29 protein-coding genes and 1 other annotated feature are annotated in these 26818 nt (G+C 43.1%); all 29 genes read right to left on the bottom strand.

Annotation, left to right across the window (positions count from 1 at the left end):
* The 29 genes from rplV to cysE all read right to left on the bottom strand — a co-directional run bounded on the left by rplV (position 1) and on the right by cysE (position 26775).
* A complete protein-coding gene (gene rplV, locus ACGLYD_RS20725; RefSeq protein WP_067204760.1) occupies positions 1-345 on the bottom strand; it encodes a 50S ribosomal protein L22 in 345 nt (114 codons plus the stop codon).
* 19 nt (positions 346-364) lie between these two features.
* Entirely contained in the window at positions 365-643 is a 279-nt protein-coding gene (rpsS, locus tag ACGLYD_RS20720; protein WP_067204757.1) for a 30S ribosomal protein S19, read from the bottom strand.
* A 60-nt stretch (positions 644-703) separates the two neighbouring features.
* On the bottom strand, positions 704-1534 hold the full coding sequence (rplB, locus tag ACGLYD_RS20715) for a 50S ribosomal protein L2 (RefSeq protein WP_067204755.1): 831 nt from the start codon (positions 1532-1534) through the stop codon (positions 704-706).
* Between the two features lie 46 nt (positions 1535-1580).
* On the bottom strand, positions 1581-1865 hold the full coding sequence (rplW, locus tag ACGLYD_RS20710) for a 50S ribosomal protein L23 (RefSeq protein WP_067204752.1): 285 nt from the start codon (positions 1863-1865) through the stop codon (positions 1581-1583).
* Complete coding sequence (gene rplD, locus ACGLYD_RS20705; protein WP_067204749.1) at positions 1865-2488, bottom strand: 50S ribosomal protein L4; 624 nt, start codon at positions 2486-2488, stop codon at positions 1865-1867. The genes rplW and rplD overlap by 1 nt, the downstream gene beginning before the upstream one ends.
* A 25-nt stretch (positions 2489-2513) precedes the next feature.
* Complete coding sequence (rplC, locus tag ACGLYD_RS20700) at positions 2514-3143, bottom strand: 50S ribosomal protein L3 (RefSeq protein WP_067204747.1); 630 nt, start codon at positions 3141-3143, stop codon at positions 2514-2516.
* Between the two features lie 43 nt (positions 3144-3186).
* The gene (rpsJ, locus tag ACGLYD_RS20695) at positions 3187-3495 is read right to left on the bottom strand and encodes a 30S ribosomal protein S10 (protein WP_067204744.1); all 309 of its coding nucleotides are present in this window, start codon (positions 3493-3495) and stop codon (positions 3187-3189) included.
* Positions 3496-3749: 254 nt separating this feature from the next.
* On the bottom strand, positions 3750-5069 hold the full coding sequence (locus tag ACGLYD_RS20690; protein WP_399630324.1) for a Na+/H+ antiporter family protein: 1320 nt from the start codon (positions 5067-5069) through the stop codon (positions 3750-3752).
* A gap of 220 nt (positions 5070-5289) precedes the next feature.
* Complete coding sequence (tuf, locus tag ACGLYD_RS20685) at positions 5290-6477, bottom strand: elongation factor Tu (protein WP_067204738.1); 1188 nt, start codon at positions 6475-6477, stop codon at positions 5290-5292.
* 129 nt (positions 6478-6606) lie between these two features.
* Positions 6607-8685 (bottom strand): elongation factor G, encoded by a 2079-nt coding sequence (gene fusA, locus ACGLYD_RS20680; protein WP_067204735.1) that lies wholly within the window; start codon positions 8683-8685, stop codon positions 6607-6609.
* A 50-nt stretch (positions 8686-8735) separates the two neighbouring features.
* Positions 8736-9206, bottom strand: a complete 471-nt coding sequence (gene rpsG, locus ACGLYD_RS20675; RefSeq protein ID WP_067204733.1) for a 30S ribosomal protein S7 — start codon at positions 9204-9206, stop codon at positions 8736-8738.
* Between the two features lie 68 nt (positions 9207-9274).
* Positions 9275-9697, bottom strand: a complete 423-nt coding sequence (rpsL, locus tag ACGLYD_RS20670; protein ID WP_067204730.1) for a 30S ribosomal protein S12 — start codon at positions 9695-9697, stop codon at positions 9275-9277.
* Positions 9698-9799: 102 nt separating this feature from the next.
* On the bottom strand, positions 9800-10048 hold the full coding sequence (locus tag ACGLYD_RS20665; protein ID WP_067204727.1) for a ribosomal L7Ae/L30e/S12e/Gadd45 family protein: 249 nt from the start codon (positions 10046-10048) through the stop codon (positions 9800-9802).
* A 145-nt stretch (positions 10049-10193) separates the two neighbouring features.
* Positions 10194-13781 (bottom strand): DNA-directed RNA polymerase subunit beta', encoded by a 3588-nt coding sequence (rpoC, locus tag ACGLYD_RS20660; RefSeq protein ID WP_067204724.1) that lies wholly within the window; start codon positions 13779-13781, stop codon positions 10194-10196.
* Between the two features lie 129 nt (positions 13782-13910).
* Complete coding sequence (rpoB, locus tag ACGLYD_RS20655) at positions 13911-17444, bottom strand: DNA-directed RNA polymerase subunit beta (RefSeq protein WP_067204721.1); 3534 nt, start codon at positions 17442-17444, stop codon at positions 13911-13913.
* A 230-nt stretch (positions 17445-17674) separates the two neighbouring features.
* Positions 17675-18277, bottom strand: a complete 603-nt coding sequence (locus tag ACGLYD_RS20650) for a class I SAM-dependent methyltransferase (RefSeq protein ID WP_067204719.1) — start codon at positions 18275-18277, stop codon at positions 17675-17677.
* Between the two features lie 154 nt (positions 18278-18431).
* Complete coding sequence (gene rplL / locus ACGLYD_RS20645) at positions 18432-18791, bottom strand: 50S ribosomal protein L7/L12 (protein WP_067204716.1); 360 nt, start codon at positions 18789-18791, stop codon at positions 18432-18434.
* A 67-nt stretch (positions 18792-18858) separates the two neighbouring features.
* Complete coding sequence (gene rplJ, locus ACGLYD_RS20640) at positions 18859-19359, bottom strand: 50S ribosomal protein L10 (protein ID WP_067204715.1); 501 nt, start codon at positions 19357-19359, stop codon at positions 18859-18861.
* A 31-nt stretch (positions 19360-19390) separates the two neighbouring features.
* Positions 19391-19538: a sequence feature (ribosomal protein L10 leader region), on the bottom strand.
* 42 nt (positions 19539-19580) lie between these two features.
* Positions 19581-20282 carry a 50S ribosomal protein L1 gene (gene rplA, locus ACGLYD_RS20635; RefSeq protein WP_067204712.1) on the bottom strand — a complete coding sequence of 234 codons (702 nt, stop codon included), beginning with the start codon at positions 20280-20282 and terminating at the stop codon, positions 19581-19583.
* 120 nt (positions 20283-20402) lie between these two features.
* Positions 20403-20828, bottom strand: a complete 426-nt coding sequence (rplK, locus tag ACGLYD_RS20630; RefSeq protein ID WP_067204710.1) for a 50S ribosomal protein L11 — start codon at positions 20826-20828, stop codon at positions 20403-20405.
* Between the two features lie 168 nt (positions 20829-20996).
* Positions 20997-21530, bottom strand: coding sequence for a transcription termination/antitermination protein NusG (gene nusG, locus ACGLYD_RS20625; protein WP_187046454.1), 534 nt, complete (start codon positions 21528-21530; stop codon positions 20997-20999).
* 164 nt (positions 21531-21694) lie between these two features.
* The gene (gene secE / locus ACGLYD_RS20620; RefSeq protein ID WP_067204707.1) at positions 21695-21880 is read right to left on the bottom strand and encodes a preprotein translocase subunit SecE; all 186 of its coding nucleotides are present in this window, start codon (positions 21878-21880) and stop codon (positions 21695-21697) included.
* 52 nt (positions 21881-21932) lie between these two features.
* Complete coding sequence (rpmG, locus tag ACGLYD_RS20615) at positions 21933-22082, bottom strand: 50S ribosomal protein L33 (RefSeq protein ID WP_082786457.1); 150 nt, start codon at positions 22080-22082, stop codon at positions 21933-21935.
* Positions 22083-22280: 198 nt separating this feature from the next.
* Positions 22281-22928 (bottom strand): RNA polymerase sporulation sigma factor SigH, encoded by a 648-nt coding sequence (gene sigH, locus ACGLYD_RS20610; RefSeq protein ID WP_187047753.1) that lies wholly within the window; start codon positions 22926-22928, stop codon positions 22281-22283.
* A 74-nt stretch (positions 22929-23002) separates the two neighbouring features.
* Entirely contained in the window at positions 23003-23518 is a 516-nt protein-coding gene (locus tag ACGLYD_RS20605) for an NYN domain-containing protein (protein WP_067204704.1), read from the bottom strand.
* Positions 23515-24291, bottom strand: coding sequence for a 23S rRNA (guanosine(2251)-2'-O)-methyltransferase RlmB (rlmB, locus tag ACGLYD_RS20600; RefSeq protein WP_067204702.1), 777 nt, complete (start codon positions 24289-24291; stop codon positions 23515-23517). Before rlmB ends, ACGLYD_RS20605 begins: the two co-directional genes overlap by 4 nt.
* Positions 24288-24719, bottom strand: coding sequence for a Mini-ribonuclease 3 (locus tag ACGLYD_RS20595; protein WP_067204700.1), 432 nt, complete (start codon positions 24717-24719; stop codon positions 24288-24290). Before ACGLYD_RS20595 ends, rlmB begins: the two co-directional genes overlap by 4 nt.
* Entirely contained in the window at positions 24716-26116 is a 1401-nt protein-coding gene (cysS, locus tag ACGLYD_RS20590; RefSeq protein ID WP_067204697.1) for a cysteine--tRNA ligase, read from the bottom strand. Before cysS ends, ACGLYD_RS20595 begins: the two co-directional genes overlap by 4 nt.
* Positions 26113-26775, bottom strand: coding sequence for a serine O-acetyltransferase (gene cysE / locus ACGLYD_RS20585; RefSeq protein ID WP_067204694.1), 663 nt, complete (start codon positions 26773-26775; stop codon positions 26113-26115). The genes cysS and cysE overlap by 4 nt, the downstream gene beginning before the upstream one ends.
* Positions 26776-26818: the final 43 nt, after the last annotated feature.

The following is a 26818-nucleotide window of genomic DNA, read 5'->3' as shown; positions in this document are numbered from 1 at the left end:
TTATCCCTCCTTCTTTTCAGATACCACTAATGTGATGTGGCTCGTACGTTTATTAATTGCGCTCGCACGTCCTTGTGCGCGTGGTCGGAAACGTTTCATAGTCGGACCTTCATCAACGAATACTTCGCTGATAAATAGGTTTTCGACATCCATTTCATAGTTATGTTCAGCATTTGCAATCGCTGATTTCAAAACTTTTTCTACAACCGGAGAAGCCGCTTTTGGCGTCAGGCGTAGAATCGCGATAGCTTCACCGACTTTTTTGCCTCGGATAAGATCAACGACCAAACGGACTTTACGAGAGGCAATACGGACTGTGCGGGCAGTAGCTTTTGCTTGTTGCATCAGAATAACCTCCTCTCAATTAACGTCTTGTTTTCTTATCGTCGGCGCCATGACCTCTGTATGTGCGCGTAGGTGCAAATTCACCAAGTTTGTGACCAACCATATCTTCAGTTACATAGACGGGAACGTGTTTACGTCCGTCATATACAGCAATTGTCATTCCGATGAATGTCGGGAAGATTGTTGAACGGCGTGACCATGTTTTGATAACCTGTTTTTTCTCAGATCCACTTTGTGCTTCGACCTTCTTCATTAGATGATCGTCTACAAATGGTCCTTTTTTCAAGCTGCGGCCCATGTCGGAACCTCCCTCCGTGTTTGTACTACGGTCCAATCATTGAACCGCAGTGCATTACTATTACTTCTTACGACGACGTACAATAAGCTTGTCGGATTTGTTGTTTTTCTTACGTGTTTTATAACCAAGTGTCGGTTTACCCCATGGAGTTACTGGAGACTTCATACCGATACCAGTTTTACCTTCACCACCACCGTGTGGGTGATCGTTAGGGTTCATGACAGAACCACGAACTGTTGGGCGTTTACCCATCCAACGTGAACGTCCTGCTTTACCAATGTTGATTAGTTCATGTTGCTCATTACCAACTTGACCAATTGTCGCGCGGCATACAGCAAGAATCATGCGAACTTCTCCAGATTGAAGACGTACAATAACATACTTATCTTCACGGCCAAGTAGTTGTGCAGAAGTTCCTGCTGAACGTACTAGTTGTCCACCTTTACCTGGTTTCATTTCGATGTTATGAATTGTAGTACCCATTGGAATGTTTTCTAGTGGAAGTGAGTTACCCACTTTGATATCTGATTCCGGGCCTGACATAATAGTTGCTCCAACTACAAGACCTTTTGGAGCGAGAATGTAACGTTTCTCTCCGTCTACGTAATTGATTAGAGCAATGTTAGCTGAACGGTTTGGATCGTATTCGATCGTAGCAACGCGTCCTGGTATGCCATCTTTCCGGCGTTGGAAATCGATGACACGGTATTGGCGCTTGTGGCCTCCACCATGGTGACGAACAGTAATCCTACCAGTGTTGTTACGGCCGCCTTTCCGCTTAAGCGGTGCAAGCAATGATTTTTCCGGTTTGTCAGCAGTAATCTCAGCAAAATCGGATGTAGTCATGTTACGGCGTCCGTTGGAGGTAGGTTTGTATTTCTTAATCGCCATTTGTGTTCCCTCCTTCATATAATTAGATATCTATTAGTTGTTTAACTTAGACTTCGAAAAGTTCGATGTCTTTTGAGTCAGCAGTTAGTGTAACAATCGCTTTACGGCGTCTGTTCGTATAACCAGAATGCTTGCCCATACGCTTAAGTTTACCTTTGTAATTCTGTACGTTCACTTTTTCAACTTTAACACCGAAAACTTCTTCGATAGCTTGCTTAATAAATGATTTATTAGCGCGCGTGTCAACTTCAAAAGTGTACTTTTTGAATTCCATTTGTTCAGAAGTACGCTCGGTAATGACCGGACGTTTTATAATATCACGTGCTTCCATTAACCTAGCACCTCCTCTATTTTTTGAACTGCTGCTTTAGTCATAACAAGTTTATCGTGACCGATAAGATCAAGTACGTTAATACCTGTCGCTGTTACGACACTGATTCCAGGGATGTTACGTGCAGACAAAGCCAAAGTTTCATCTAAGTCAGCTGTTACGATCAACGCTTTTCTGTTAATCGAAAGATCAGCAAGTACTTTAATAAAATCTTTTGTTTTTGGTGCATTGAATGTTAGTCCTTCAAGAACGATTACATCTTCTTCACGAACTTTCGTAGAAAGAGCTGAAAGAAGAGCCAATCTGCGGACTTTCTTCGGTAATTTGTAGCTATAGCTTCTTGGTGATGGACCGAATACGATACCACCTCCACGCCATTGTGGTGATCGGATTGAACCTTGACGGGCACGACCTGTACCTTTTTGACGCCATGGTTTACGTCCTCCACCAGCAACTTCGCCGCGACTTTTTACTTTATGATTCCCTTGACGCAATGAAGCACGTTGTTGAACCAATGCTTCGAATAAAACAGATTCGTTTGGTACGATACCAAAGATTGCTTCATTTAGTTCGATGTCTCCGACAGAAGTTCCTGCCTGATTTAATACGGATACTTTAGGCATTCCTGTTTCCTCCTTTCTTTAGTAGTCAGTTTCCTTTGATAGCGCTGCGCACTTGTAAAAGTGATTTGCGTGCTCCAGGAACGTTACCTTTAACTAGTAGCAAGTTGCGTTCAAGATCAACTCGTATAATTTCAAGGTTTTGAACTGTTACTGTTTTGCCACCCATACGACCTGGCATTTTTTTACCTTTGAATACACGTTGAGCGTCAACAGATCCGATTGAACCTGGTGCGCGGTGATGACGTGATCCGTGGGTCATAGGTCCGCGTGAATATCCGTGACGCTTGATAACACCCTGGAACCCTTTACCTTTTGATGTACCTGTGATGTCGACGATATCGCCTTCAGCAAAAGTATCAACTTTGACTTCTTGACCAACTTCGTAGCCACTAACGTCTAATTCGCGGAATTCGCGAATGAAGCGCTTAGGTGCAGTATCAGCTTTTGCAACGTGCCCTTTTTCAGGTTTGTTAGCAAGCTTTTCGCGTTTATCTTCAAATCCGATTTGGATTGATTCGTAGCCGTCTGTTTCCGTAGTCTTCTTTTGAAGAACAACGTTTTGTCCAGCCTCAATCACTGTTACCGGGATAAGATCTCCGTTTTCAGCAAAAATTTGCGTCATACCGAGTTTTCTTCCCAAGATTCCTTTGGTCATTTAGTCCACCTCCTGAATTAATGTGTGCTTTATTTAGTATCGATTAAAGTTTAATTTCAATGTCAACGCCTGATGGTAAATCGAGTTTCATTAAAGCATCGACAGTTTGTGGTGTCGGATTAACGATATCGATTAGACGTTTGTGAGTACGCATTTCGAACTGCTCGCGCGAATCTTTGTATTTATGCACCGCACGAAGAATCGTGTAGACAGTTCTTTCAGTCGGTAGTGGAATCGGACCCGATACACTAGCACCCGAACGTTTTGCTGTTTCTACGATCTTTTCAGCTGATTGATCAAGAATTCTATGATCATATGCTTTTAAACGAATACGAATCTTTTGTTTTGCCATTATTTTCCCTCCCTTGCGCCTATTTTGTTATAGACATTCTCCACGAAAATTTCCCACACACATGCCATGGCAAAGCGGCCTGGTGTGTCGGCAACCTCTCGCTTCATCGCAGTCAAAGACCAACATTCAATATTATACACATAAAAAAAGAATAACGCAAGTGCCTTGGCGAAATTCTTTTCTCAACTTTATTATTATAATTCTTTCTCTCACTCATTGCAAGTCCGAGAGTACTAACTCGGACTATTGACTACTTAATTAAAGAGCATGACTGTTACCCAACCAAACAACAACAACGGAATGTTGTAGTGAATGAATGTCGGTACACATGTATCCCATATATGATTATGTTGTCCATCGACATCAAGTCCCGCAGTTGGCCCAAGCGTAGAGTCAGATGCAGGCGAACCAGCATCACCGAGTGCCGCTGCTGTCCCAACAAGTGCAATGATGGCTAACGGACTGAATCCAAACGCCATACTAAGCGGCACGAAAATCGATGCAATAATTGGGATTGTCGCAAATGATGATCCAATACCCATTGTAACGATTAACCCGACAAGTAACATAGCGAATGCTGCCATCCCCTTATTATCCCCTAGAGCAGTGCTCGAGTATTCCACCAACTTAACAATATCTCCTGTCTCTTGAAGCACAGCAGCAAATCCATTTGCTGTAATCATGACAAATCCTACGAATGCCATCATACGCATTCCTTCATTGATTAAACCATCAGCATCTTTCCACTTAAGTGCTCCCGTAATATACAGAATCGCAATCCCAGTCACCGCACCTGCAATCATAGACTGTGTTGGTATCTGTACAGCAAGTGTGCCAATAAGTGCTAGTACTGTAAAGATGATATTTCGTGTTTTAACAACCACCTCTTCTTCAGTGATTTTTAACTGCTTGTCCTCATACTCTCTCGGCTTGCGATAAGAGAAGAAAATAGCAATTAACAGTCCTACGAACAGACCAAGAACAGGAAGTGCCATCGCTTTCGGTATGTCCGCCATATCAATCGCCATACCCGCTGCCGCCATTTGCTTAGCAAGAATTTCATGGAAGATGAAACCGTATCCATATGGAAGCAAGATATATGGTGCTGTTAACCCGAATGTCAGAACAGATGCAATGAGACGACGATCTATTTTCAACATATTTAAGACATGTATAATCGGTGGCACCAATAAAGGAATAAATGCAATATGGATTGGAATAAGATTTTGCGAGAATATGGCCATCGCTAGAAGCATTAAGACAATCAATACTTTTCCTAGTGCTGTACGATCAGGCTCCCCCTCTTTCTTCACAATCCGCAACATAGCTTCAACAAGCAATTGAGGAATGCCAGTCTTCGATATAGCTACCGCGAATCCACCAAGTAATGCATAACTAAGGGCAATTGTTGCTCCTTCACCTAGACCACCAGTAAACGAGACAATCGTTTCATCAACTGATAAGCCTCCTGTAAATCCTCCCACAATCGCACCTACAACTAGGGCTAATACAACGTTCACCCGTAATAAACTTAAAGCCAACATAACGACTATGGCGATAATAACTGCATTCATTTGTATTCCCCCTATGATTTGTTTCTTTATCCAGCTAAAGTGATGAAGCATAGTTATTAAGATAGCAGAGGATATTTCTTCTGTCAATGAATTTTTAGCGCAGCATCAGAGTCAGGATCTTCAATGAGTAATCCTTATGTTGTAGCTTGTCCATTTAACGAGATTTTATAGTTTCCTAGGCAACAAAAAAACCGCCACAAAGGGCGGTTTTAAGAAATAATTATTTAAGGATTGTTGCTACAACGCCAGCGCCTACAGTACGTCCACCTTCGCGGATAGAGAACTTCGTACCTTCTTCAAGAGCGATTGGAGCAATCAAATCGATTGTCATTTCAATGTTATCTCCAGGCATAACCATTTCTACGCCTTCAGGAAGTTCGATAACACCAGTTACGTCAGTTGTACGGAAGTAGAACTGTGGACGGTAGTTAGAGAAGAATGGAGTATGACGTCCACCCTCTTCTTTTGAAAGAACATAAACTTCAGATGTAAATTTCGTGTGTGGAACGATAGTTCCTGGTTTAGCAAGAACTTGCCCACGTTGGATGTCATCACGTGATACCCCACGAAGTAGTGCACCAATGTTGTCGCCAGCTTCTGCATAATCAAGAAGTTTACGGAACATTTCTACACCTGTTACAGTAGTAGCTTTTGGTTCTTCAACGATACCGATGATATCAACAACATCACCGATTTTAACTACTCCACGCTCAACGCGACCAGTAGCAACAGTTCCACGTCCTGTGATTGAGAATACGTCCTCAACAGGCATCATGAATGGTTTTTCAGTATCACGTGGTGGTGTTGGGATATACTCGTCAACAGCAGCCATAAGTTCCATAATTTTATCTTCATAGCCTTCGTCGCCTTCAAGCGCTTTAAGAGCAGAACCTTTAATGACAGGAATGTCATCGCCAGGGAAGTCATATTCAGAAAGAAGGTCGCGAATTTCCATTTCAACAAGCTCAAGAAGCTCTTCGTCATCAACCATGTCACATTTGTTCATGAAGACAACTAGATGTGGAACGCCTACTTGACGTGAAAGCAAGATGTGCTCACGTGTTTGTGGCATAGGGCCGTCAGCTGCAGAAACAACTAAGATTCCGCCGTCCATTTGTGCTGCACCAGTGATCATGTTTTTAACGTAATCGGCGTGACCTGGGCAGTCAACGTGTGCGTAGTGACGAGTTGCAGTTTCATACTCAACGTGTGAAGTATTGATTGTAATACCGCGTTCTTTTTCTTCAGGTGCGTTATCAACGTCAGCATAAGATGCTGCTGTTCCACCTAGTCTTTTTGCTAGAACTGTTGCGATTGCTGCAGTTAGTGTAGTTTTACCATGGTCGACGTGACCGATTGTACCAACGTTAGCATGCTGCTTGGAGCGGTCGAATTTTTCTTTTCCCATTATGGAAATCCTCCTCGAAATATAAAAGTTTTTTTGTTTTTATATAGATATAGGTGCTAAAGGGGGCCCCCTCTAACATCCCATATCTATCTATTCATTAATTTAATGGATAGCAGGCTAAAATAAAAATTATTCGCCTTTGTTTTTCTTAACAATTTCTTCTGCAACTGATTTCGGCACTTCTTCATAGTGATCGAATGACATTGAGAAGTTTCCGCGTCCTTGTGTGTTAGAACGTAGAGATGTTGCATAACCAAACATATTAGCAAGTGGAACCATTGCACGAACTACTTGTGAATTACCACGAGCGTCCATACCTTCTACACGGCCACGGCGTGATGTAACATCGCCCATGATATCGCCCATGTATTCTTCAGGAATTTGAACTTCTACTTTCATCATTGGTTCAAGTAGAACTGGGTTAACTTTTGATACAGCATTTTTCAACGCCATAGATGCAGCGATTTTAAATGCCATTTCGTTTGAGTCGACATCATGATAAGAACCGTCGAATAGACGGGCTTTAATGTCGATCAAAGGATAACCAGCGATTACACCATTATTAAGTGAATCACGGATACCCGCTTCTACTGCAGGAATATATTCACGTGGAACTGATCCCCCGACAACGTTGTTAATGAATTCGAATCCTTTTCCTTCTTCGTTAGGAGAGAATTCAATCCAAACGTGACCAAACTGTCCACGTCCACCGGATTGACGCACGAACTTACCTTCAACTTCCGCCGAAGCGCGGAATGTTTCACGATAAGATACTTGCGGAGCTCCGACGTTAGCTTCAACGTTGAATTCACGGCGCATACGGTCTACAAGAACATCAAGATGCAACTCACCCATACCAGCAATGATTACTTCTCCAGTTTCTTGGTCTGTATGTGCGCGGAATGTCGGGTCTTCCTCTTGAAGCTTAGCAAGAGCCATACCCATTTTATCTTGGTCGGCTTTTGTTTTCGGTTCAACAGAAAGTGAAATTACTGGTTCCGGGAAGTCCATTGACTCAAGAATGATCAGTGCACCAGCCTCACAAAGTGTGTCGCCAGTTCCTGTATCTTTAAGTCCAACTGCAGCAGCAATTTCTCCTGAATGTACTTCAGAAATTTCTTCACGAGAGTTCGCATGCATTTGTAGAATACGTCCTACGCGTTCACGCTTACCTTTTGAAGAGTTTTGTACGTATGATCCTGATTGAAGAACTCCAGAATACACACGGAAGAATGTCAGTTTACCTACATAAGGATCCGTCATAACTTTGAATGCAAGTGCCGAGAAAGGCTCGCTGTCGTCTGAGTGACGCTCGATTTCTTCATCAGTATCAGGATCTGTACCTTTCATAGGTGGGATGTCAAGTGGTGATGGAAGGTAGTCGATAACAGCATCAAGAACAAGTTGTACACCTTTGTTTTTGAAAGCAGTTCCGCATACAACCGGATAGAACTCAACAGCCAATGTCGCTTTACGAATCGCTTGTTTGATTTCTGCGTTTGTAATTTCATCTTCATCCAAGAATTTGTTCATAAGAGCTTCATCGAATTCAGCAACCGCTTCAATTAACTTTTCACGGTATTCTTCTGCTTGCTCACGATATTCTTCTGGGATTTCTCTTGTTTCAGCATTTAAACCTGTATCATCTTCATAGAAAACTGCTTTCATTTCAACTAAATCGATAATTGCTGCAAAAGTATCTTCTGCACCAATCGGCAATTGAATTGGATGAGCGTTTGCTCCAAGACGGTCTACAAGTGTACCTACTGAATAAAGGAAATCAGCACCAGTTTTGTCCATTTTGTTTACGAAAACTAGGCGTGGTACGCCGTAGTTAGTCGCTTGACGCCATACTGTTTCTGTTTGCGGTTCAACGCCCGATTGAGCATCAAGTACCGTTACAGCTCCATCAAGAACACGAAGTGAACGTTCAACTTCAACAGTGAAGTCTACGTGACCTGGAGTATCAATGATGTTTACGCGGTGGTCTTTCCACTCAGCAGTTGTAGCAGCTGAAGTGATTGTAATTCCGCGTTCTTGCTCCTGCTCCATCCAGTCCATTTGAGATGCACCTTCGTGCGTTTCCCCGATTTTGTGGATTTTACCAGTATAATAAAGGATCCGCTCAGTCGTTGTTGTTTTACCAGCATCGATGTGAGCCATGATACCAATGTTACGTGTATTCTCTAAGGAGAATTTTCTAGCCATGATATGATCTCCTTCCGTCTCGGATTAGAGTAGTAATGAATCGCTGAATCTTACCAGCGATAGTGAGCGAATGCTTTGTTAGCATCAGCCATTTTGTGCATTTCTTCACGGCGTTTCACAGAAGCACCAGTGTTGTTAGAAGCATCAAGGATTTCATTCGCAAGACGTTCTTCCATTGTTTTTTCTCCGCGTGTGCGTGAGTAGTTAACAAGGTAACGAAGTCCAAGAGTTGTACGGCGATCAGGACGCACTTCAACTGGTACTTGATAGTTTGCTCCACCTACACGGCGTGCTTTAACTTCAAGAACTGGCATTACATTAGTAAGTGCCGCTTCGAATACTTCAAGTGGATCTTTTCCAGAACGTTCTTTCACAAGCTCGAACGCACCATAGAGGATTTTTTGAGATGTACCTTTTTTACCGTCAACCATCATTTTATTAATAAGACGTGAAACGAGCTTCGAATTGTAAATCGGATCCGGAAGTACGTCACGTTTTGCAACAGGGCCTTTACGTGGCATGTTGTATTCCTCCTTTCAAGGTTTTTAAGCGATTTCGCTTAAATAACCATCAATCATGATTATTTTAATTAGCTTTTTTTAACTTTAGGTTTTTTAGCTCCGTACATAGAACGGCTTTGCATACGGCCAGTTACACCAGCTGTATCAAGTGCTCCACGAACGATGTGGTAACGAACACCTGGTAAGTCTTTTACGCGTCCTCCGCGAAGTAGAACAACACTGTGTTCTTGAAGGTTGTGGCCTTCACCAGGGATGTATGCATTGACTTCCAATTGGTTAGTCAAGCGTACACGTGCATATTTACGAAGAGCCGAGTTTGGCTTTTTCGGTGTCATTGTGCCAACACGCGTACAAACACCTCTTTTTTGTGGTGAGTTTACGTTTGTCATTGACTTTTTGAAGCTGTTATAGCTTTTTCCGAGTGCTGGTGATTTAGATCCCGTCACTTTTGATTTACGTGGTTTACGGACCAATTGATTAATTGTAGGCATCGGTTTTTCCTCCTTTCGAACTTCTTTTTGTAAGACCACACATCCAGGTGGTTCATTTTTGGGGTAAAAACAAAGTCTTTGTGCTTCAATGCACAAAAACTATTAATCAGTAATCGCAACCACAGCTGCACCGACTTGAATGCCACATGCATTTCCGAGTTTATCTCTCGAATCAACATACGTCACTTGAATGTCACGAAGTTTGGCTTCCTCCATTACTGGAGCAATAATCCGTTCTTCTGCATCCTGCGCAATAATAATCTCTATCACTATCCCTGCACGGATTGCTTTCACTGCCTGCTTTGTACCAATGATTGTCTTCTTTGCCTGCTCGACTTTTTCATAAGACATTTCCATATCCTCCAAAGTACAGACATCCAACTATCAACCTTTTGTATTTTATCACCTGTAAGGTAAACTGTCAACACATAAACGAAAAGTCGGGGGAGTTACTTTCGTATTCCCCCGTTTTCAGTTTAAGTTACAGAATCATAACTTACTTAGTTGTAGCTTTTTCTTTTTCTTGTTCCATTACAATATGACGGTAACGCTGCATTCCTGTTCCAGCTGGAACAAGTTTCCCGATAATAACGTTTTCTTTCAAGCCTAGTAACTCGTCCGTTTTCCCTTTAATAGCTGCATCTGTCAAGACACGAGTTGTCTCTTGGAATGATGCTGCTGATAAGAAGGATTCCGTTTCAAGTGAAGCTTTCGTAATACCGAGAATAACAGGACGACAAGTCGCTGGAATTTTATTGACTTTAAGTACTTCCGCATTCGCATCTGAGAATTGGTGAATGTCGAGTAGTGAACCTGGCAATAGATCCGTGTCCCCTGCTTCGATGATGCGCACTTTACGAAGCATTTGGCGAACCATTACTTCAATGTGCTTATCACCGATTTCAACACCCTGCATACGGTAAACTTTTTGAACTTCTTTCAAGAGATAGACTTGAACGGTAACGACGTCTTTAACAACAATCAGTTCTTTCGGATCGATAGAACCTTCTGTTATGACTTCACCTCGGTCAATCATATCACCGACATCAACTTTAAGACGGGCGTTGTATGGCGTCAGATATTTCCGCGTTTCTACTTCGCCTTCAATCGTAATTTCTTTCTGACCTTCACGTATTTCATCAATTTCAATGATTTGACCTTTGATTTCCGAAATAACTGCAACCCCTTTAGGATTACGCGATTCGAAAATTTCCTGGATACGTGGAAGACCTTGTGTTATGTCGGACCCCGCAACTCCACCTGTATGGAACGTACGCATTGTAAGCTGTGTACCCGGCTCACCGATAGATTGTGCAGCGATAATACCAACCGCTTCACCAACCTCGACTGTTTCACCTGTTGCCAAGTTAATGCCGTAACATAATTTACAAACGCCGTGCTTCGTATTACATGTGAACGCAGAACGAATTGTTATTTGTTCAAGTCCCGCATCCAAAATGGCACGAGCTGCATCAGCAGTAATCAAGCCATCTCGTTTAAGAATCAAAGCGCCTGTTTCAGGATGATAAATCGATTTCTTCGTGTGACGGCCTTCGATACGTTCATCTAGACCTTCGATTACTTCCGTTCCATCCATAAGTGCTCCGATATCCAATCCGCGATCTGTACCACAATCATCTTCACGGACAATTACGTCTTGTGCAACATCGACAAGTCGACGTGTCAAGTAACCTGAGTCGGCTGTCTTAAGAGCAGTATCCGCAAGTCCTTTACGAGCACCGTGTGTTGAGATGAAGTACTCAAGCACTGTCAGACCTTCACGGAATGACGATTTGATTGGTAGTTCAATGATTCGACCGGCCGGATTGGCCATCAGACCACGCATACCAGCAAGCTGCGTAAAGTTTGACGCGTTACCCCGGGCACCCGAGTCACTCATCATATAAATCGGGTTTGAGTGGTCAAGTGAGTCCATTAGTTTGTCTTGGATTACATCCTTAGCATGGCTCCAGTAAGAGATAACGCGATCATATCGCTCTTCCTCTGTAATGAGACCACGACGGAACTGTTGTAACACTTTATCCACTTTTGCTTGTGCTTCATGCAAGATATCATCTTTATTAGGTAGAACGACAATGTCGGATATACCAATTGTAATTCCTGCACGAGTAGAATATTTGAATCCAAGATTTTTCATGCGGTCAAGCATTCTTGACGTTTCTGTAATATGGAAACGTTTGAAGATCTCCGCAATGATATTTCCAAGGATTTTTTTCTTAAACGGTTCAATTAGTTCCTGTTCAGCAACATGCTCTTTTATATTGACAGTTCCAGATACAAAATACTTGTCTGGTGTTTCAATTTGCAAGTTGAAGTCTGACGGTTCGTTAATATACGGGAACGATTTCGGCAGAATCTCGTTGAAAATCACTTTTCCGACTGTCGTTATAAGAAGTTTTGCATTCTGTTCCTCAGTGAAAGTAGGATTATTCAAAGATCTTGCCTGAATAGCGATACGTGAATGAAGATGCACGAAACCGTTATGATAAGCAATTAGTGCTTCATCCGCATCACGGAATGAAGTACCTTCTCCTGACGCGCCTTTACGTTCCAGTGTAAGGTAATAGTTTCCTAAAACCATATCCTGAGAAGGCGTAACGACTGGTTTTCCGTCTTTCGGGTTCAAAATGTTTTGTGCTGCTAGCATAAGTAGACGCGCTTCCGCTTGTGCTTCTGCGGATAACGGAACGTGGACTGCCATTTGGTCACCATCAAAGTCAGCGTTATAAGCTGTACAAACCAGTGGGTGAAGCGTAATCGCACGTCCTTCTACAAGGATTGGTTCGAATGCTTGAATACCAAGTCGGTGAAGAGTCGGGGCACGGTTCAATAAGACCGGATGCTCCTTGATGACTTCTTCAAGAACGTCCCAAACTTCTGAATGGAGGCGTTCAATTTTACGTTTGGCACTCTTAATGTTGTGCGCAAGACCTCGTTCAACGAGTTCTTTCATAACAAACGGTTTAAACAGTTCAATCGCCATCTCTTTCGGCAGACCACACTGATACATTTTCAGGTTAGGTCCTACGACGATAACGGAACGACCAGAATAGTCAACACGTTTTCCTAGTAAGTTTTGACGGAAACGTCCTTGCTTACCTTTCAACATATGAGAAAGGGATTTCAATGGACGGTTACCAGGTCCTGTAACCGGACGGCCACGACGACCATTATCGATGAGCGCATCGACTGCTTCTTGCAGCATCCGCTTCTCATTCTGAACAATGATTCCTGGTGCTCCTAAATCTAATAGGCGTTTCAATCTGTTGTTCCGGTTGATGACCCTTCGGTACAGGTCGTTCAAGTCGGATGTTGCAAATCGTCCACCATCAAGTTGGACCATCGGGCGAAGCTCCGGCGGGATGACTGGTAACACTTCAAGAACCATCCATTCAGGCTTATTGCCCGAGTTACGGAAAGCTTCAACAACCTCTAGGCGCCTGATTGCACGCGTACGACGTTGCCCTTGAACTGTTTTCAATTCTTCTTTCAAGAACTCCATCTCTTTTTCAAGATCGATAGCTGCAAGAAGACGTTCAATTGCTTCAGCGCCCATGAGCGCTTGGAATTTAGAACCATACTTTTCGCGGTAGATACGGTATTCCCGTTCAGAAAGCAGTTGCTTTCTTTCAAGCGGAGTATCCGCAGGGTCAACGACTACATAAGACGCGAAATAGATAATTTCCTCCAGAGCACGTGGTGTCATATCAAGGATAAGACCCATTCGGCTTGGAATTCCTTTGAAGTACCAAATATGTGTAACTGGAGCTGCTAGTTCAATATGTCCCATACGTTCACGGCGGACTTTTTGACGCGTCACCTCTACTCCACAACGGTCACAAACGACGCCTTTATAACGAACGCGTTTATACTTTCCGCAATGACATTCCCAATCTTTTGTAGGTCCAAAAATACGTTCACAGAACAGACCATCTTTTTCGGGTTTCAATGTTCGGTAGTTAATTGTTTCCGGCTTTTTCACTTCACCATATGACCATGAACGGATCTTATCAGATGAAGCAAGCCCTATCTTCATATACTCAAAATTGTTTACATCTATCAAGGAGCCTACCTCCCTCTAGTCTTATCGCTGCAATTGGCTTTTCCGAGCAAGCGCACACTTTATATTCAAAAGATAAAGGGGAAAACGTTAATTTCCCCTTAGATTCATTTATATCATTCACTAGGCTAATCAAACAGGCTGATTTTCTTTTATAAGATTCAAAGCATCTGTTGGTTGCATATCATCGTCTTCATCAAGATCGCGTAACTCGATTTCTTCAAAATCAATCGATAGCATCTTAACATCCAAACCAAGACTTTGAAGTTCTTTTATAAGAACTTTAAAGGATTCTGGAACACCTGGTTGTGGAACACTTTCACCTTTAACAATCGCTTCGTACGTCTTCACGCGTCCTACGACGTCATCCGACTTCACAGTCAGAATCTCTTGAAGCGTATAAGCTGCCCCATAGGCTTCGAGTGCCCACACTTCCATCTCACCGAAACGTTGCCCACCGAACTGAGCTTTACCGCCCAGTGGTTGCTGTGTGACGAGAGAGTATGGTCCTGTTGAACGGGCGTGAAGTTTATCGTCGACCATGTGGGCCAGTTTGATAATATACATGACACCGACTGATACACGGTTATCGAAAGCTTCTCCTGAACGACCGTCATACAGAATAGTTTTTCCGTCACGATCCATCCCGGCTTCTTCCATCGTTTCCCAAACATCCTGTTCGTTCGCCCCATCAAATACAGGAGACGCCATATGGATGCCGAGAGTACGAGATGCCATGCCAAGATGCATTTCAAGAACCTGTCCGATGTTCATACGTGATGGAACACCAAGCGGGTTAAGCATGAGGTCAATTGGTGTGCCGTCCGGTAAATAAGGCATATCCGCTTCAGGTAAGATGCGGGAAATAACCCCTTTGTTTCCGTGACGTCCAGCCATTTTGTCCCCAACGGAAATTTTCCGTTTTTGAACGATGTATGCGCGGACCAATTGGTTAACGCCCGGTGGCAATTCATCGCCATCTTCACGATTAAATACTTTCACATCTAGAACGATCCCACCCGCGCCATGCGGTACTTTGAGGGATGTATCACGGACTTCACGTGCTTTTTCACCAAAAATAGCATGTAAAAGTCTTTCTTCAGCAGTCAGTTCAGTTACGCCTTTCGGAGTCACTTTCCCAACAAGAATATCACCATCACGAACTTCGGCTCCGATACGAATAATTCCACGGTCGTCCAAGTTACGAAGCGAATCTTCACCAACGTTCGGAATGTCGCGCGTAATTTCTTCAGGACCAAGTTTCGTATCTCTCGCTTCAGATTCGTATTCTTCGATATGGACCGAAGTATAGACATCATCTTTCACAAGACGTTCGCTCATGATTATCGCATCTTCATAGTTGTAGCCGTCCCATGTCATAAATGCCATCAGAACGTTACGACCAAGCGCTAGCTCTCCTTGCTCCATTGAAGGACCATCTGCAAGAATATCAAGAGGTTTAACACGATCCCCTACACTACAAATTGGACGTTGGTTATAACATGTCCCTTGGTTCGAACGGATAAAGTTTTCAAGACGGTATATTGTAAGATCGCCTTTTACTTCTTTTCCATCAACTGTTTCAATACGACGAACACGAATTTCTCTAGCCTCGACATGTTCGACAATTCCATCAAACTTCGCAAGTACAGCTGCACCTGAATCGCGTGCTGATATGTGTTCCATACCAGTTCCTACGAAAGGTGATTCCGGATTGAGAAGAGGGACTGCTTGACGTTGCATGTTCGCTCCCATAAGGGCACGGTTCGAGTCATCATTCTCAAGGAATGGAATACATGCTGTTGCCGCAGAAACTACTTGTTTAGGCGAAACGTCCATGTAGTCAATTTGTTCGCGTTTAAAGACAGTGTTATCCCCTTGGAAACGACCGACGACTCCTTCACTAACAAAAGAACCATCTTCTGCAAGTATTGCGTTTGCTTGTGCTACGACGTAATTATCTTCTACATCCGCAGTCAAGTAATCGATTCTAGAAGTGACCCGACCAGAGATAGGATCAACTTTTCGATATGGCGTTTCAATAAATCCGAACTTATTCACTTTCGCAAACGTAGAGAGTGAGTTAATCAGTCCGATATTCGGTCCCTCTGGTGTTTCAATTGGACACATACGTCCGTAATGGGAGTAATGCACGTCACGTACTTCCATTCCTGCACGTTCCCTTGTCAAACCACCAGGTCCAAGTGCAGACAGCCTGCGTTTATGTGTTAATTCGGCAAGCGGATTCGTCTGATCCATGAACTGAGAAAGTTGAGAACTACCAAAGAACTCTTTAATAGATGCGATAACGGGGCGAATATTAATCAGCTGTTGCGGTACGATTGACTGCGTATCATTAATGGACATACGTTCTTTTACGACACGTTCCATACGAGAAAGCCCGATACGGAACTGGTTTTGAAGAAGTTCACCCACTGAACGTAGACGACGGTTACCGAGATGATCGATATCATCCGTGTTACCCACACCATGAAGAAGGTTGAAGAAATAACTAATTGAAGCAACGATATCTGCCGGCGTTACATGCTTGATAGAATCATCGACATACGCGTTCGATATTACGTTGATTACTTGTTTTTCTTCACTTTTCGGAGAATAAATTTTGATGGACTGGATTGTTATTTTTTCGTCAAGAACTCCACTTGCATGAGTGATCTCTTCGAAACCGATTCCTTTTTCCAAATGCGGAAGAAGACGGTCCAATGCACGGCGATCGATGAGTTGGTCTTTTTCAAGCAGAATTTCACCAGTTTCAGGGTCGACAAGTGTTTCAGCGACAACCTGGTTGAACAAGCGATTTTGTGCATGAAGCTTCTTATTCATCTTATAGCGACCTACATTCGCTAAATCATACCGTTTTGCATCAAAAAATCGTGAGAACAAAAGGTTCTTCGCGCTATCTAGTGTTGGTGGCTCACCTGGACGAAGACGTTCGTATATCTCAAGCAATGCTTTTTCAGAGCTTTCAGTGTTGTCCTTTTCAAGTGTGTTGCGCAAATACTCATTATCACCGATTAAATCAATGATTTCCTGGTCGGATGAGAATCCGAGTGCACGAAGGAGTACTGTAACTGGCAACTTACGTGTCCGATCAATACGGACGTGAACAACATCTTTTGCATCTGTTTCATACTCAAGCCAAGCACCGCGATTCGGAATAACAGTTGCACCGAAACCACGTTTACCGTTTTTGTCCGTTTTATCACTGTAATAAACACTTGGAGACCGGACGAGCTGGGAGACAATTACCCTCTCCGCACCATTAATAACAAATGTACCATTTTCTGTCATGAGCGGGAAATCACCCATAAAGACATCTTGCTCTTTTACTTCTTCCGTCTCTTTATTGTGGAGACGAACTTTTACACGTAGCGGCGCTGCAAACGTTACATCACGCTCTTTCGATTCCTCTACAGGGTATTTAGGATCCCCAAGAGTATAATCGATGAACTCCAACGATAGATTTCCCGTAAAGTCTTGAATCGGAGAAATATCGCGGAACATATCCAGCAGTCCTTCTTCTAAGAACCACTCATAAGATGCCGTCTGGATTTCAATCAGATTCGGCAGATCGAGCACTTCGCTGATCCGTGCGAAACTTCTCCGCTGACGGTGTTGACCATACTGAACTAAATGACCTGTCAACTCTTTCACCCCTTATAAAACAATATTAGTTCTTTGCGAAACCACAAAAATAGTGTATGATGTCGAAAAAAACAAAAAGAAAACGAGTTCTGGCAAGAGCTCATTTTCGGTTTTACCATCTTTATACATTGTCAGTATGCCTTTCATTTCCATTATTCATGCAAAAGGGCATACGACCGCACTATAATAATTTATGCATTTTATAACATTACCATATCAATACTATCGAGTCAATTTTTTTCAACTCTTAAAATATAATACCCCTTCTTCTTAACGACTGTCTCAACATTGCCGAATAGCCCTGTTAAACAATCTATCGTCGAAGGTGCACCCTGTTTCTTTTGAATGACGATCCACAACTCACCGCCAACTTTAAGTTTCGAAAAAGCGCCTTCGTAGAATTTGAATACCGTCTCTTTTCCTGCACGGATAGGCGGATTCGTCAAAATTGCAGCAAACCCCTCTGCCGTGACATCGGATAATGCATCACTTGGATAAATCTCTGCATTTGAAATGCCGTTTTGTTTTGCATTATGCGCAGCAAGAGCGAGTGCACGTTCATTCACGTCGACCATGTGAACGCTCCGTTCCGGAAAAGATGCGGCAATCGACAAACCAATTGGACCATACCCACAACCAATATCGAGAATTAAACCTTCCGTTTCCGGCAAGACAAAAGCCTCAGCTAAAAGTTGCGAACCAAAATCCACTTCACCTTTACTAAACACGCCAGCATCCGTTTTAAATCGAAATGTTTTTCCGCGTAACTCTGCAGACCATTCTTTTGGATCACTCTTCACTTTCGGATTTTCCGAGTAGTAATGTTCAGACATACCAGTCTTCCCCCTCGTATAGAGACTTGAAACGCAAAAAAATAAGATAGCTTACGTACACTATCGGTTAGATGACCTGCTTGTCACAAGTTCAGATAAAAAAACGAAGAAAAGCTTGCCCAAATCCGACAAGCTTTTCTTCATTATTCAAAAATTACTTAACTTCGACGCTTGCGCCTACAGCTTCAAGCTTCGCTTTGATTTCTTCAGCTTCATCTTTAGTTACGCCTTCTTTGATTGCTTTTGGAGCTTCATCAACAACTGCTTTCGCTTCTTTCAAGCCAAGGCCTGTAATTTCGCGAACTGCTTTGATAACTTTGATTTTTTCTTGTCCAGCAGCAGTAAGAATTACTTCGAATTCAGTTTGCTCTTCTTCAGCAGCAGCACCAGCACCAGCCATTGCAACAGGTGCAGCAGCAGTTACGCCAAACTCTTCTTCGATTGCTTTTACAAGGTCGTTTAGTTCAAGTACTGTCATTTCTTTGATCGCTTCAAGGATGTTTTCTTTAGTCATTATAATTTCCTCCTAATATTCTTTTTTTGTCGGGCTTAACCCGCAAGTGGTATTTCAGGCTGCTTTATTAAGCGCCTTGTTCTTCTTTTTGCTCTGCAACTGCTTTTGTTGCAAGCGCAAAGTTGCGCATTGGAGCTTGAAGTACGCTGAGAAGCATAGATAGTAGACCTTCGCGTGACGGAAGTTCCGCCAATGCTTTAATGTCTGCTTCTGATGCAAGTAGACCTTCGATTACGCCAGCTTTAATTTCAAGCTTATCGTTTTTCTTTGCAAAATCGTTAAGGATTTTTGCAGGAGCAACAACGTCTTCGTTTGAAAATGCAATCGCATTAGGGCCTGTTAGATGTTCGTTCAACCCTTCAAGTCCTGCAGCTTCAGCAGCACGGCGTGACATCGAGTTTTTATAAACTTTGAAGTCGATACCTGCTTCACGAAGTTGTTTACGAAGTTCCGTAACTTGACCTACAGTCAGACCACGGTAGTCGACAACAACAACAGATGCTGCTGATTTCAACTTATCAGTAATTTCACCAACTACTGCTTGTTTAGCTTCTAATACTGTGCTCATTTGGACACCTCCTAAAAAGTTTGGGTCACTTATACCGGTATGAAAAGCCCTCAATCTACCTAAGTAGACTGAGGGCTGAAAAGTCGTCATCTTTTAAAAGAAAAAGAGCGTCTTGTCCTCGGCAGGAATATTTAAGCGGCATGCGCTCCTGCTGTCTACGGTACAAATGGTTATATTCACAACAAAAATCATCTTATCAAAAGATTATCTGTTTGTCAATATTATTTATTTACTGCTACGCTTGAAGGATCAACTTTTACAGAAGGACCCATTGTCGTCGTAATGTTAACCGACTTCATGTATGTTCCTTTTGCAGTAGCTGGTTTCGCTTTAAGAACAGTTTCAAAAACAGTTGCGAAGTTTTCCGCAAGTTTAGCATCGTCGAATGAAACTTTTCCGATTGGAGCGTGGATGATTCCAGCTTTGTCCGCACGGTATTCAACTTTACCTGCTTTGATTTCTGCTACAGCTTTCGCTACGTCAAATGTTACTGTACCTGTTTTCGGGTTAGGCATAAGTCCTTTTGGTCCAAGAACACGACCAATTTTCCCTACTTCACCCATCATGTCAGGAGTTGCAACGATAACGTCAAAGTCAAACCAACCTGATTGAATTTTAGCGATATATTCAGCATCGCCTGCATAGTCTGCACCAGCAGCTTCAGCTTCTTTAAGTTTTTCGCCTTTAGCAAAAACGAGAACGCGTTGAGTTTTACCAGTACCGTTTGGAAGTACTACTGCCCCACGGATTTGTTGGTCATTTTTACGAGTGTCGATTCCAAGACGGAATGCAACTTCGACAGTTGCGTCGAAATTAACTGTGCTTGTTTTTTTCGCAAGTTCGATCGCTTCAGTAGCGCCGTATGCTTTCATGTGTTCAACTAGCTTTGCAGCTTCTGTGAACTTTTTACCTTTTTTAGCCATTTAATATTTCCTCCTCGATTGTGGTTTTAACGGGTTAAACCTCCCACGAATAAGGGTTGCGCGCTCCGGAGAACAAGCGCAACCCCCACTACAAACAACTATTGATTTATAAAATCAAGATCAGTCTTCGATCGTGATTCCCATACTGCGAGCAGTACCTTCAACCATTGCCATCGCTGCTTCAACTGACGCCGCGTTTAAATCTTCCATCTTTTGTTCTGCTATTTCGCGAACTTTATCACGTTTCACAGTAGCAACTTTCTTTTTATTCGGTTCACCTGAACCTTTTGTAAGATTAGCTGCAACCTTCAGCAAAACTGCTGCCGGTGGAGTTTTTGTAATAAAAGTAAATGAACGGTCTTCGAATACAGAGATTTCAACAGGAATAATAAGACCTGCTTGATCTGCAGTACGCGCATTGAATTCTTTACAGAATCCCATGATGTTCACACCTGCTTGTCCTAACGCCGGTCCAACTGGCGGAGCCGGATTCGCTTTCCCTGCAGGAATTTGCAATTTAACAACCTTAATGACTTTTTTAGCCACGAGACACACCTCCTTAAGTCCGTGATGTGGTAATAGGGTTGCCCCTCCCACTCATATGTGCCTGCCGACTTACGTCGGTAGAATTTGATAGTTCGTCCAGACCATTTGTTTACAGTCTGACCTTTGAAATGATACCACTATTTCACGATATATGCAAGTGGTAAACGTTTATATTTTTTGTACTTGTTCGAAGTCGAGTTCCATATTTGTCTCTCGGCCGAACATATCGACAGATACTTTCACTTTACCTTTATCTTCATCAATTTCTTCCACTTTACCTTGGAAGTTCGCAAATGGCCCTTCAAGTACTTCAACCATTTCGCCAAGCGCGAAGTCAATTTCAACTTTACGCTCTTTAACACCCATTTGTTTGAGGATGAATTCGACTTCTTCAGGAAGTAGCGGTGTCGGTTTTGCGCCGCCGCCTGACGAACCGATGAAACCCGTCACGCCCGGCGTGTTACGTACAACATACCAGGAATCGTCCGTCATAATAATTTCCACAAGAACATAACCTGGGAACGTTTTTTTCAGGACCGTGCGTTTTTTACCATCTTTGAAATCCGTTTCTTCTTCTTCCGGGATGACAACTCGGAATATCTTGTCAGACATACCCATCGTTTCAACACGTTTTTCCAGATTGGCTTTCACCTTATTCTCATAACCGGAGTACGTATGAACGACGTACCAATTTTTTTCCATATCCATAGTGACGAGGACTAAACGTCCGTCCCTCCTTTTTCCCTACAATTAAATAAAAACGCAAGCGCCTGGATTAAAGAGACGCTGGAGTTTAGGCAATTGAAAAATCCCGTTCATACTGTCAGACGGGATATTTTTCAAGGGGAATATTTATAGTGCTTTTATTATAACGCAATGTACCATTCCAACACTCGTGAAATGCCAAGGTCAACAAGTCCGAAGTAGACTGCCATGAAAACGACTGTCGAAAGAACAACAATTGTGTAACGCGTTAATTCTTTACGTCTCGGCCAGCTGACTTTTCTCATTTCCGAGCCAACGTCTTTGAAAAAACCAGTTAACTTGCTCATTATACCGTAAACCTCCGAATATAAGTATGATCCTGCTTCCTAACTAACCGCTTCATGCCGTTTGCCTATGCAATGTATGTGCATTGCAATGCCTGCAAAACTTTTTAATCGACAAACGTTCTGTTGGCTTATCTTTCCGTGCCGGCACGGAATAGTTTCGTGATCCGCATGTATCGCAACTTAAAATAATTTTTTTAGACATTCCCTCACCCCTTACGACTCAATGTTCTAAATCCGAAAAGAGTCGAGGTAACGCATGTTAAAATGCGCTAGGAGCAGAGATAAAAGCTGATAAATAGTGCTGCAACCTTATGTCCCCTGACTTCTTGAACATCTTCTCATAGTCTTGCTAAAGGGTACCATCTACCATTCATGATGTCAATACAAGGGAAATGGACGTCTACCGCACTGTATCAACTTGCATATACCGCTCGAGTTTACGTTTTATCCTCTGAAGCGCATTGTCTACAGACTTAACTTGCCTGTTTAGCTCCTCGGAAATTTCCTGATAAGACTGGCCGTCTAAGTACAGTGCCAGTACTTGCTTCTCAAGACCACTTAGTACTTTGTTCATTTCATCTTCCATTTGAACAAAATCTTCCCTGTGAATCATGAGGCCTTCAGGATCATCCAATACTGGCCCGGCTATTACGTCGAGCAATGTGCGATCGGACTCTTCGTCAAATACCGGCTTGTCCAATGACACCGACGTATTAAGCGGGATATGCTTCTGCCTTGTCGCAGTTTTAATAGCCGTGATAATCTGCCGCGTGATGCAAAGTTCCGCAAACGCCTTGAATGAACTCAATCGATCCTCTTTAAAATCACGAATTGCTTTGTACAGGCCGATCATACCTTCTTGAATGATATCTTCCCGGTCTCCACCGATAAGAAAGTATGAGCGCGCTTTCAATCTAACAAAAGATTGGTACTTCCTAATAAGGAAATTAAGCGCATCCGTGTTACCTTCGTGGATGATTGCTATGATTTCCCCGTCGGATAATCCGGTGAAATCCGATATGCTGCCTTCAACGTATGTTTTCTCCACCACCTGGATCACCCCGGTTCGTTATCACTATTATATAACAAGTATACCGTATGGGAAATTTTTACGTCAACCGTTCATTTCATTCCTCGTCGCCATTTTTCAAATATTTCAGCAACTTCGTCAGTTAAAGGAATCTTCGAAAGCGGCCGCTGCCCTTGGATTGCCTTCACTTTTGCCGTAATGAGATCATCGATTTTATTTACTTCAAGTTCTAGCTCACGAGCTGACTTTCGGAGTGCACCATGCGCAAAAATGACCCATTGTTCTGTCAAATCTGATGTAGCTACATGAATTTGTACCCGTCTCCCCTTCAATTCAGAGACGAGCTTTTCAATTCTTTCATCAGCTGTTTCTTTTTCCCGAGTAAAGACAATCTCAACATTGTGATGCCGTTTCTTTTTTTCAATACCTGGCACAAGATGCGCATCAAAAATAATAATGACCCGCCACCCTGTATGCGCCTTGTACTCTGCCATTCTTTCGATCAAACGGTCACGTGCATCTGCGAGCTTTTTCCGCTTCATCCCGCCCAGTTCCTCCCATGCTCCGATGATATTGTAACCATCGACTAGGAGTATATCTGTTGTCATCTGCCAGACGTATGCGGTTGACGCTTGCGCAGTACCTCGTACATAAGAAGGGAGGCTGCTACAGACGCGTTCAATGATGTAACATGCCCAACCATCGGTAAATGATAGAGGAAATCGCATTTCTCTTTCAAAATACGCGACATTCCTTTCCCTTCACTTCCAATAATGATAGCAAGCGGAAGAGTCGCATCCATTAGTCTGTAATCCACCGATTTAGCAGCATCTGTCCCCGCAATCCAAACACCACGTTTTTTCAGGTCCTCCACCGTTTGCGAAAGATTGTTCACACGCACGACAGGGATATGTTCGATTGCACCAGTGGATGACTTTGCAACAACACCCGTCAACCCGACAGCACGGCGTTTTGGTATAATGACTCCGTGAACACCCGACGCGTCAGCTGTCCGTAATATGGAGCCCAGATTATGAGGATCTTCAAGTTCATCAAGAATAAGGAACAATGGATCTTCTCCACGCTCGGTTGCAACAGTAAATAGATCTTCGAGTTCCGCATATTCGTAAGCCGCAACCGAAGCGACAATCCCTTGGTGATTTACATCAAGCAAACCATCCAACTTTTGTTTCGGGACCGCCTGCACGATAATTCCTGCTTTTTTTGCCAACGATAGGATTTCACCGATGCTTTTCATATTAAGTCCTTCAGCAACCCATATCTTATTTAATTCCCTACCCGAGCGCAGTGCTTCTACAATTGGATTTTTCCCGCCGATTAATTCAGATTCAACTTCATTTTCGTTTTCATGTTCATTCATTTTGACTCTTCCTCCTTCGGCATTTCAATAAATCGAATTGCCTCACTGATTATTTCTTGCACGCGTTCTGTTCTTCCTAATAAGTGTGAATAACCGATGACCGCTTCAAAGCCTGAACTGTAATTGTACGTTACGACATCCGTATTTTTAGGTACTGAACCAGATTTCGCATTGCGGCCACGTCTCATGACCGCCTCTTCTTCTTCCGTCAGAAAGCCTGATGCCTGCATCATCTTGAGTGTAGCTGCCTGTGATTTCGCGGAGACATAATGCGTTGCTTCTCTGTGCAGCACATTCGGTTTTACACGCCCCGAACGCAAAAGGTGCTCCCGTATCGCCTGTTCGTACACCGCGTCGCCCATGTAGGCAAGAGCCAGTGCTTTTATTTGTTTCACATCTATATCACGTAAGTTATATACGTTGCTCATCCTCTTTTCCAGCGCATGCCTTGTGCTGTATCTTCTAGAATGATACCTTGCGCTTTCAATTCATCACGAATTTCATCCGAACGCTTGAAGTCTTTGTTACGGCGAGCTTCGAGTCGTTCTTCGATTAACGCTTCGACATCTTCATCCAACAGTCCTGTTTCTTCGTCCATCGGCAATCCAAGAACCGTCAGTAGTCCGTCAAATGTGCGGATGAAATGCTCTAGCACATCGGATTGTGTGTTTTTTTCTACTAAATAGACGTTTGCCAGTTTCGCTAATTCGAATACCGATGCGATAGCGTTTGCTGTGTTAAAGTCATCATCCATTGCCACTTCAAAGTCGTTCTTGATTTCATCCACTTTATGAATCCAGATATCTTTCTGATCGCCGAGATCCGCAGACGTCGCAAGTCGGTGCTTCAAATTATTGTACGCTGTACGGATACGCGCAAGTCCATTCTCTGCACTGACAACAAGATCTTGCGAGAAATTGACTGGGTGTCTGTAATGAACTGACAATATAAAGAAGCGAAGTACTTTCGGATCAATCTGCTTCCTAATATCATTCACAAGAACAAAATTGCCAAGTGATTTAGACATTTTTTCGTTGTCGATATTAATGTAACCATTGTGCATCCAATAGCGCGCAAATTGTTTGCCTGTCATCGCTTCGGATTGCGCAATTTCATTTTCATGATGTGGAAACGTTAAATCTTGGCCACCTGCGTGAATATCTATTGTATCGCCAAGGTGTTCTCTTGCCATAACAGAACATTCGATATGCCAGCCCGGACGTCCCAATCCCCATGGACTTTCCCATGAAATTTCGCCAGCCTTAGCAGCTTTCCATAAGGCAAAGTCCAGTGGATTTTCTTTCTTGATGCCCTCTTCGATACGTGCACCGACCTTCAACTCATCCGTCGATTGGTGGGACAACTTTCCGTAGCCTTCAAATTTCTGCGTACGATAGTAGACATCCCCTTGCGATTCATAAGCGAAACCTTTATCGATTAGTACTTTCACGAATTTGACGATGTCTTCGATATGATCCGTCACACGCGGATGTACGTCAGCCTTACCGCAACCGAGCGCTGAAACATCTTCAAAGTAAGCAGCGATGAAGCGGTCTGTTAGCTCGCCGACCTCTTCCCCTAGTTCATTAGCCGCTTTAATAATCTTGTCGTCAACGTCCGTGAAATTCGAAACGTACGTTACATCATACCCTCGATATTCAAGGTAGCGTCTCACTGTATCAAAAGCGATAACCGGACGCGCATTTCCGATATGAATGTAGTTGTAAACAGTGGGACCGCAAACGTACATTTTTACTTTGCCCTCTTCCAATGGAATGAAAGGCTCTTTTTTGCGTGTCAGCGTATTGTAAATTTGAATTGTCATGATAAATCTCCTTCCTTTACTTTGGAAACATTTAAATGTTCGAGCCTATTTTTCAATTCACTAATTTCATCTTCAAGTGTCTGGCATCTATCTGCCACAGGATCCGGCATGTCACGGTGATCATGTTTACTCTTCACTCTAACACCGTTCGAAATGACGACTTTCCCCGGAATACCTACAACCGTCGATTCCGGCGGGACGTCTTTCAGGACAACTGAACCCGCTCCTACTTTACTACCTTCACCGATTGTTATGGAACCGAGCACTTTAGCACCCGATGCAACAAGTACATTATCATGAAGTGTCGGATGCCGCTTGCCGCTTTCTTTACCTGTACCACCAAGAGTCACGCCTTGGTAAATAGTGACGTCGTTGCCGATTTCACATGTTTCCCCAATTACAACACCCATTCCATGATCTATGAAAAACCTACGCCCTATTTTTGCACCAGGATGAATTTCAATACCTGTGAAAAATCGGCTAATTTGCGAAACGAGCCGTGCCAAAAACAACAACTTCCGCTTATATAAAGCATGTGCAATACGATGAGACCATAATGCGTGTAAACCTGAGTAAGTTAGAACAACTTCAAAAACAGTACGTGCTGCCGGGTCCTGTTCAAATATACATCGAACGTCTTCTTTCATTCTCTGAAACAACTCGTTCCCCCCTATAATTTCTGTGTCTAACTCCAGCGACCAA

Origin of the sequence: Sporosarcina sp. SG10008, assembly GCF_044569405.1 — a bacterium.
In the GTDB taxonomy this organism is placed as follows: Bacteria; Bacillota; Bacilli; order Bacillales_A; family Planococcaceae; genus Sporosarcina; species Sporosarcina psychrophila.
This window is presented reverse-complemented; position numbering and strand designations above follow the sequence as displayed.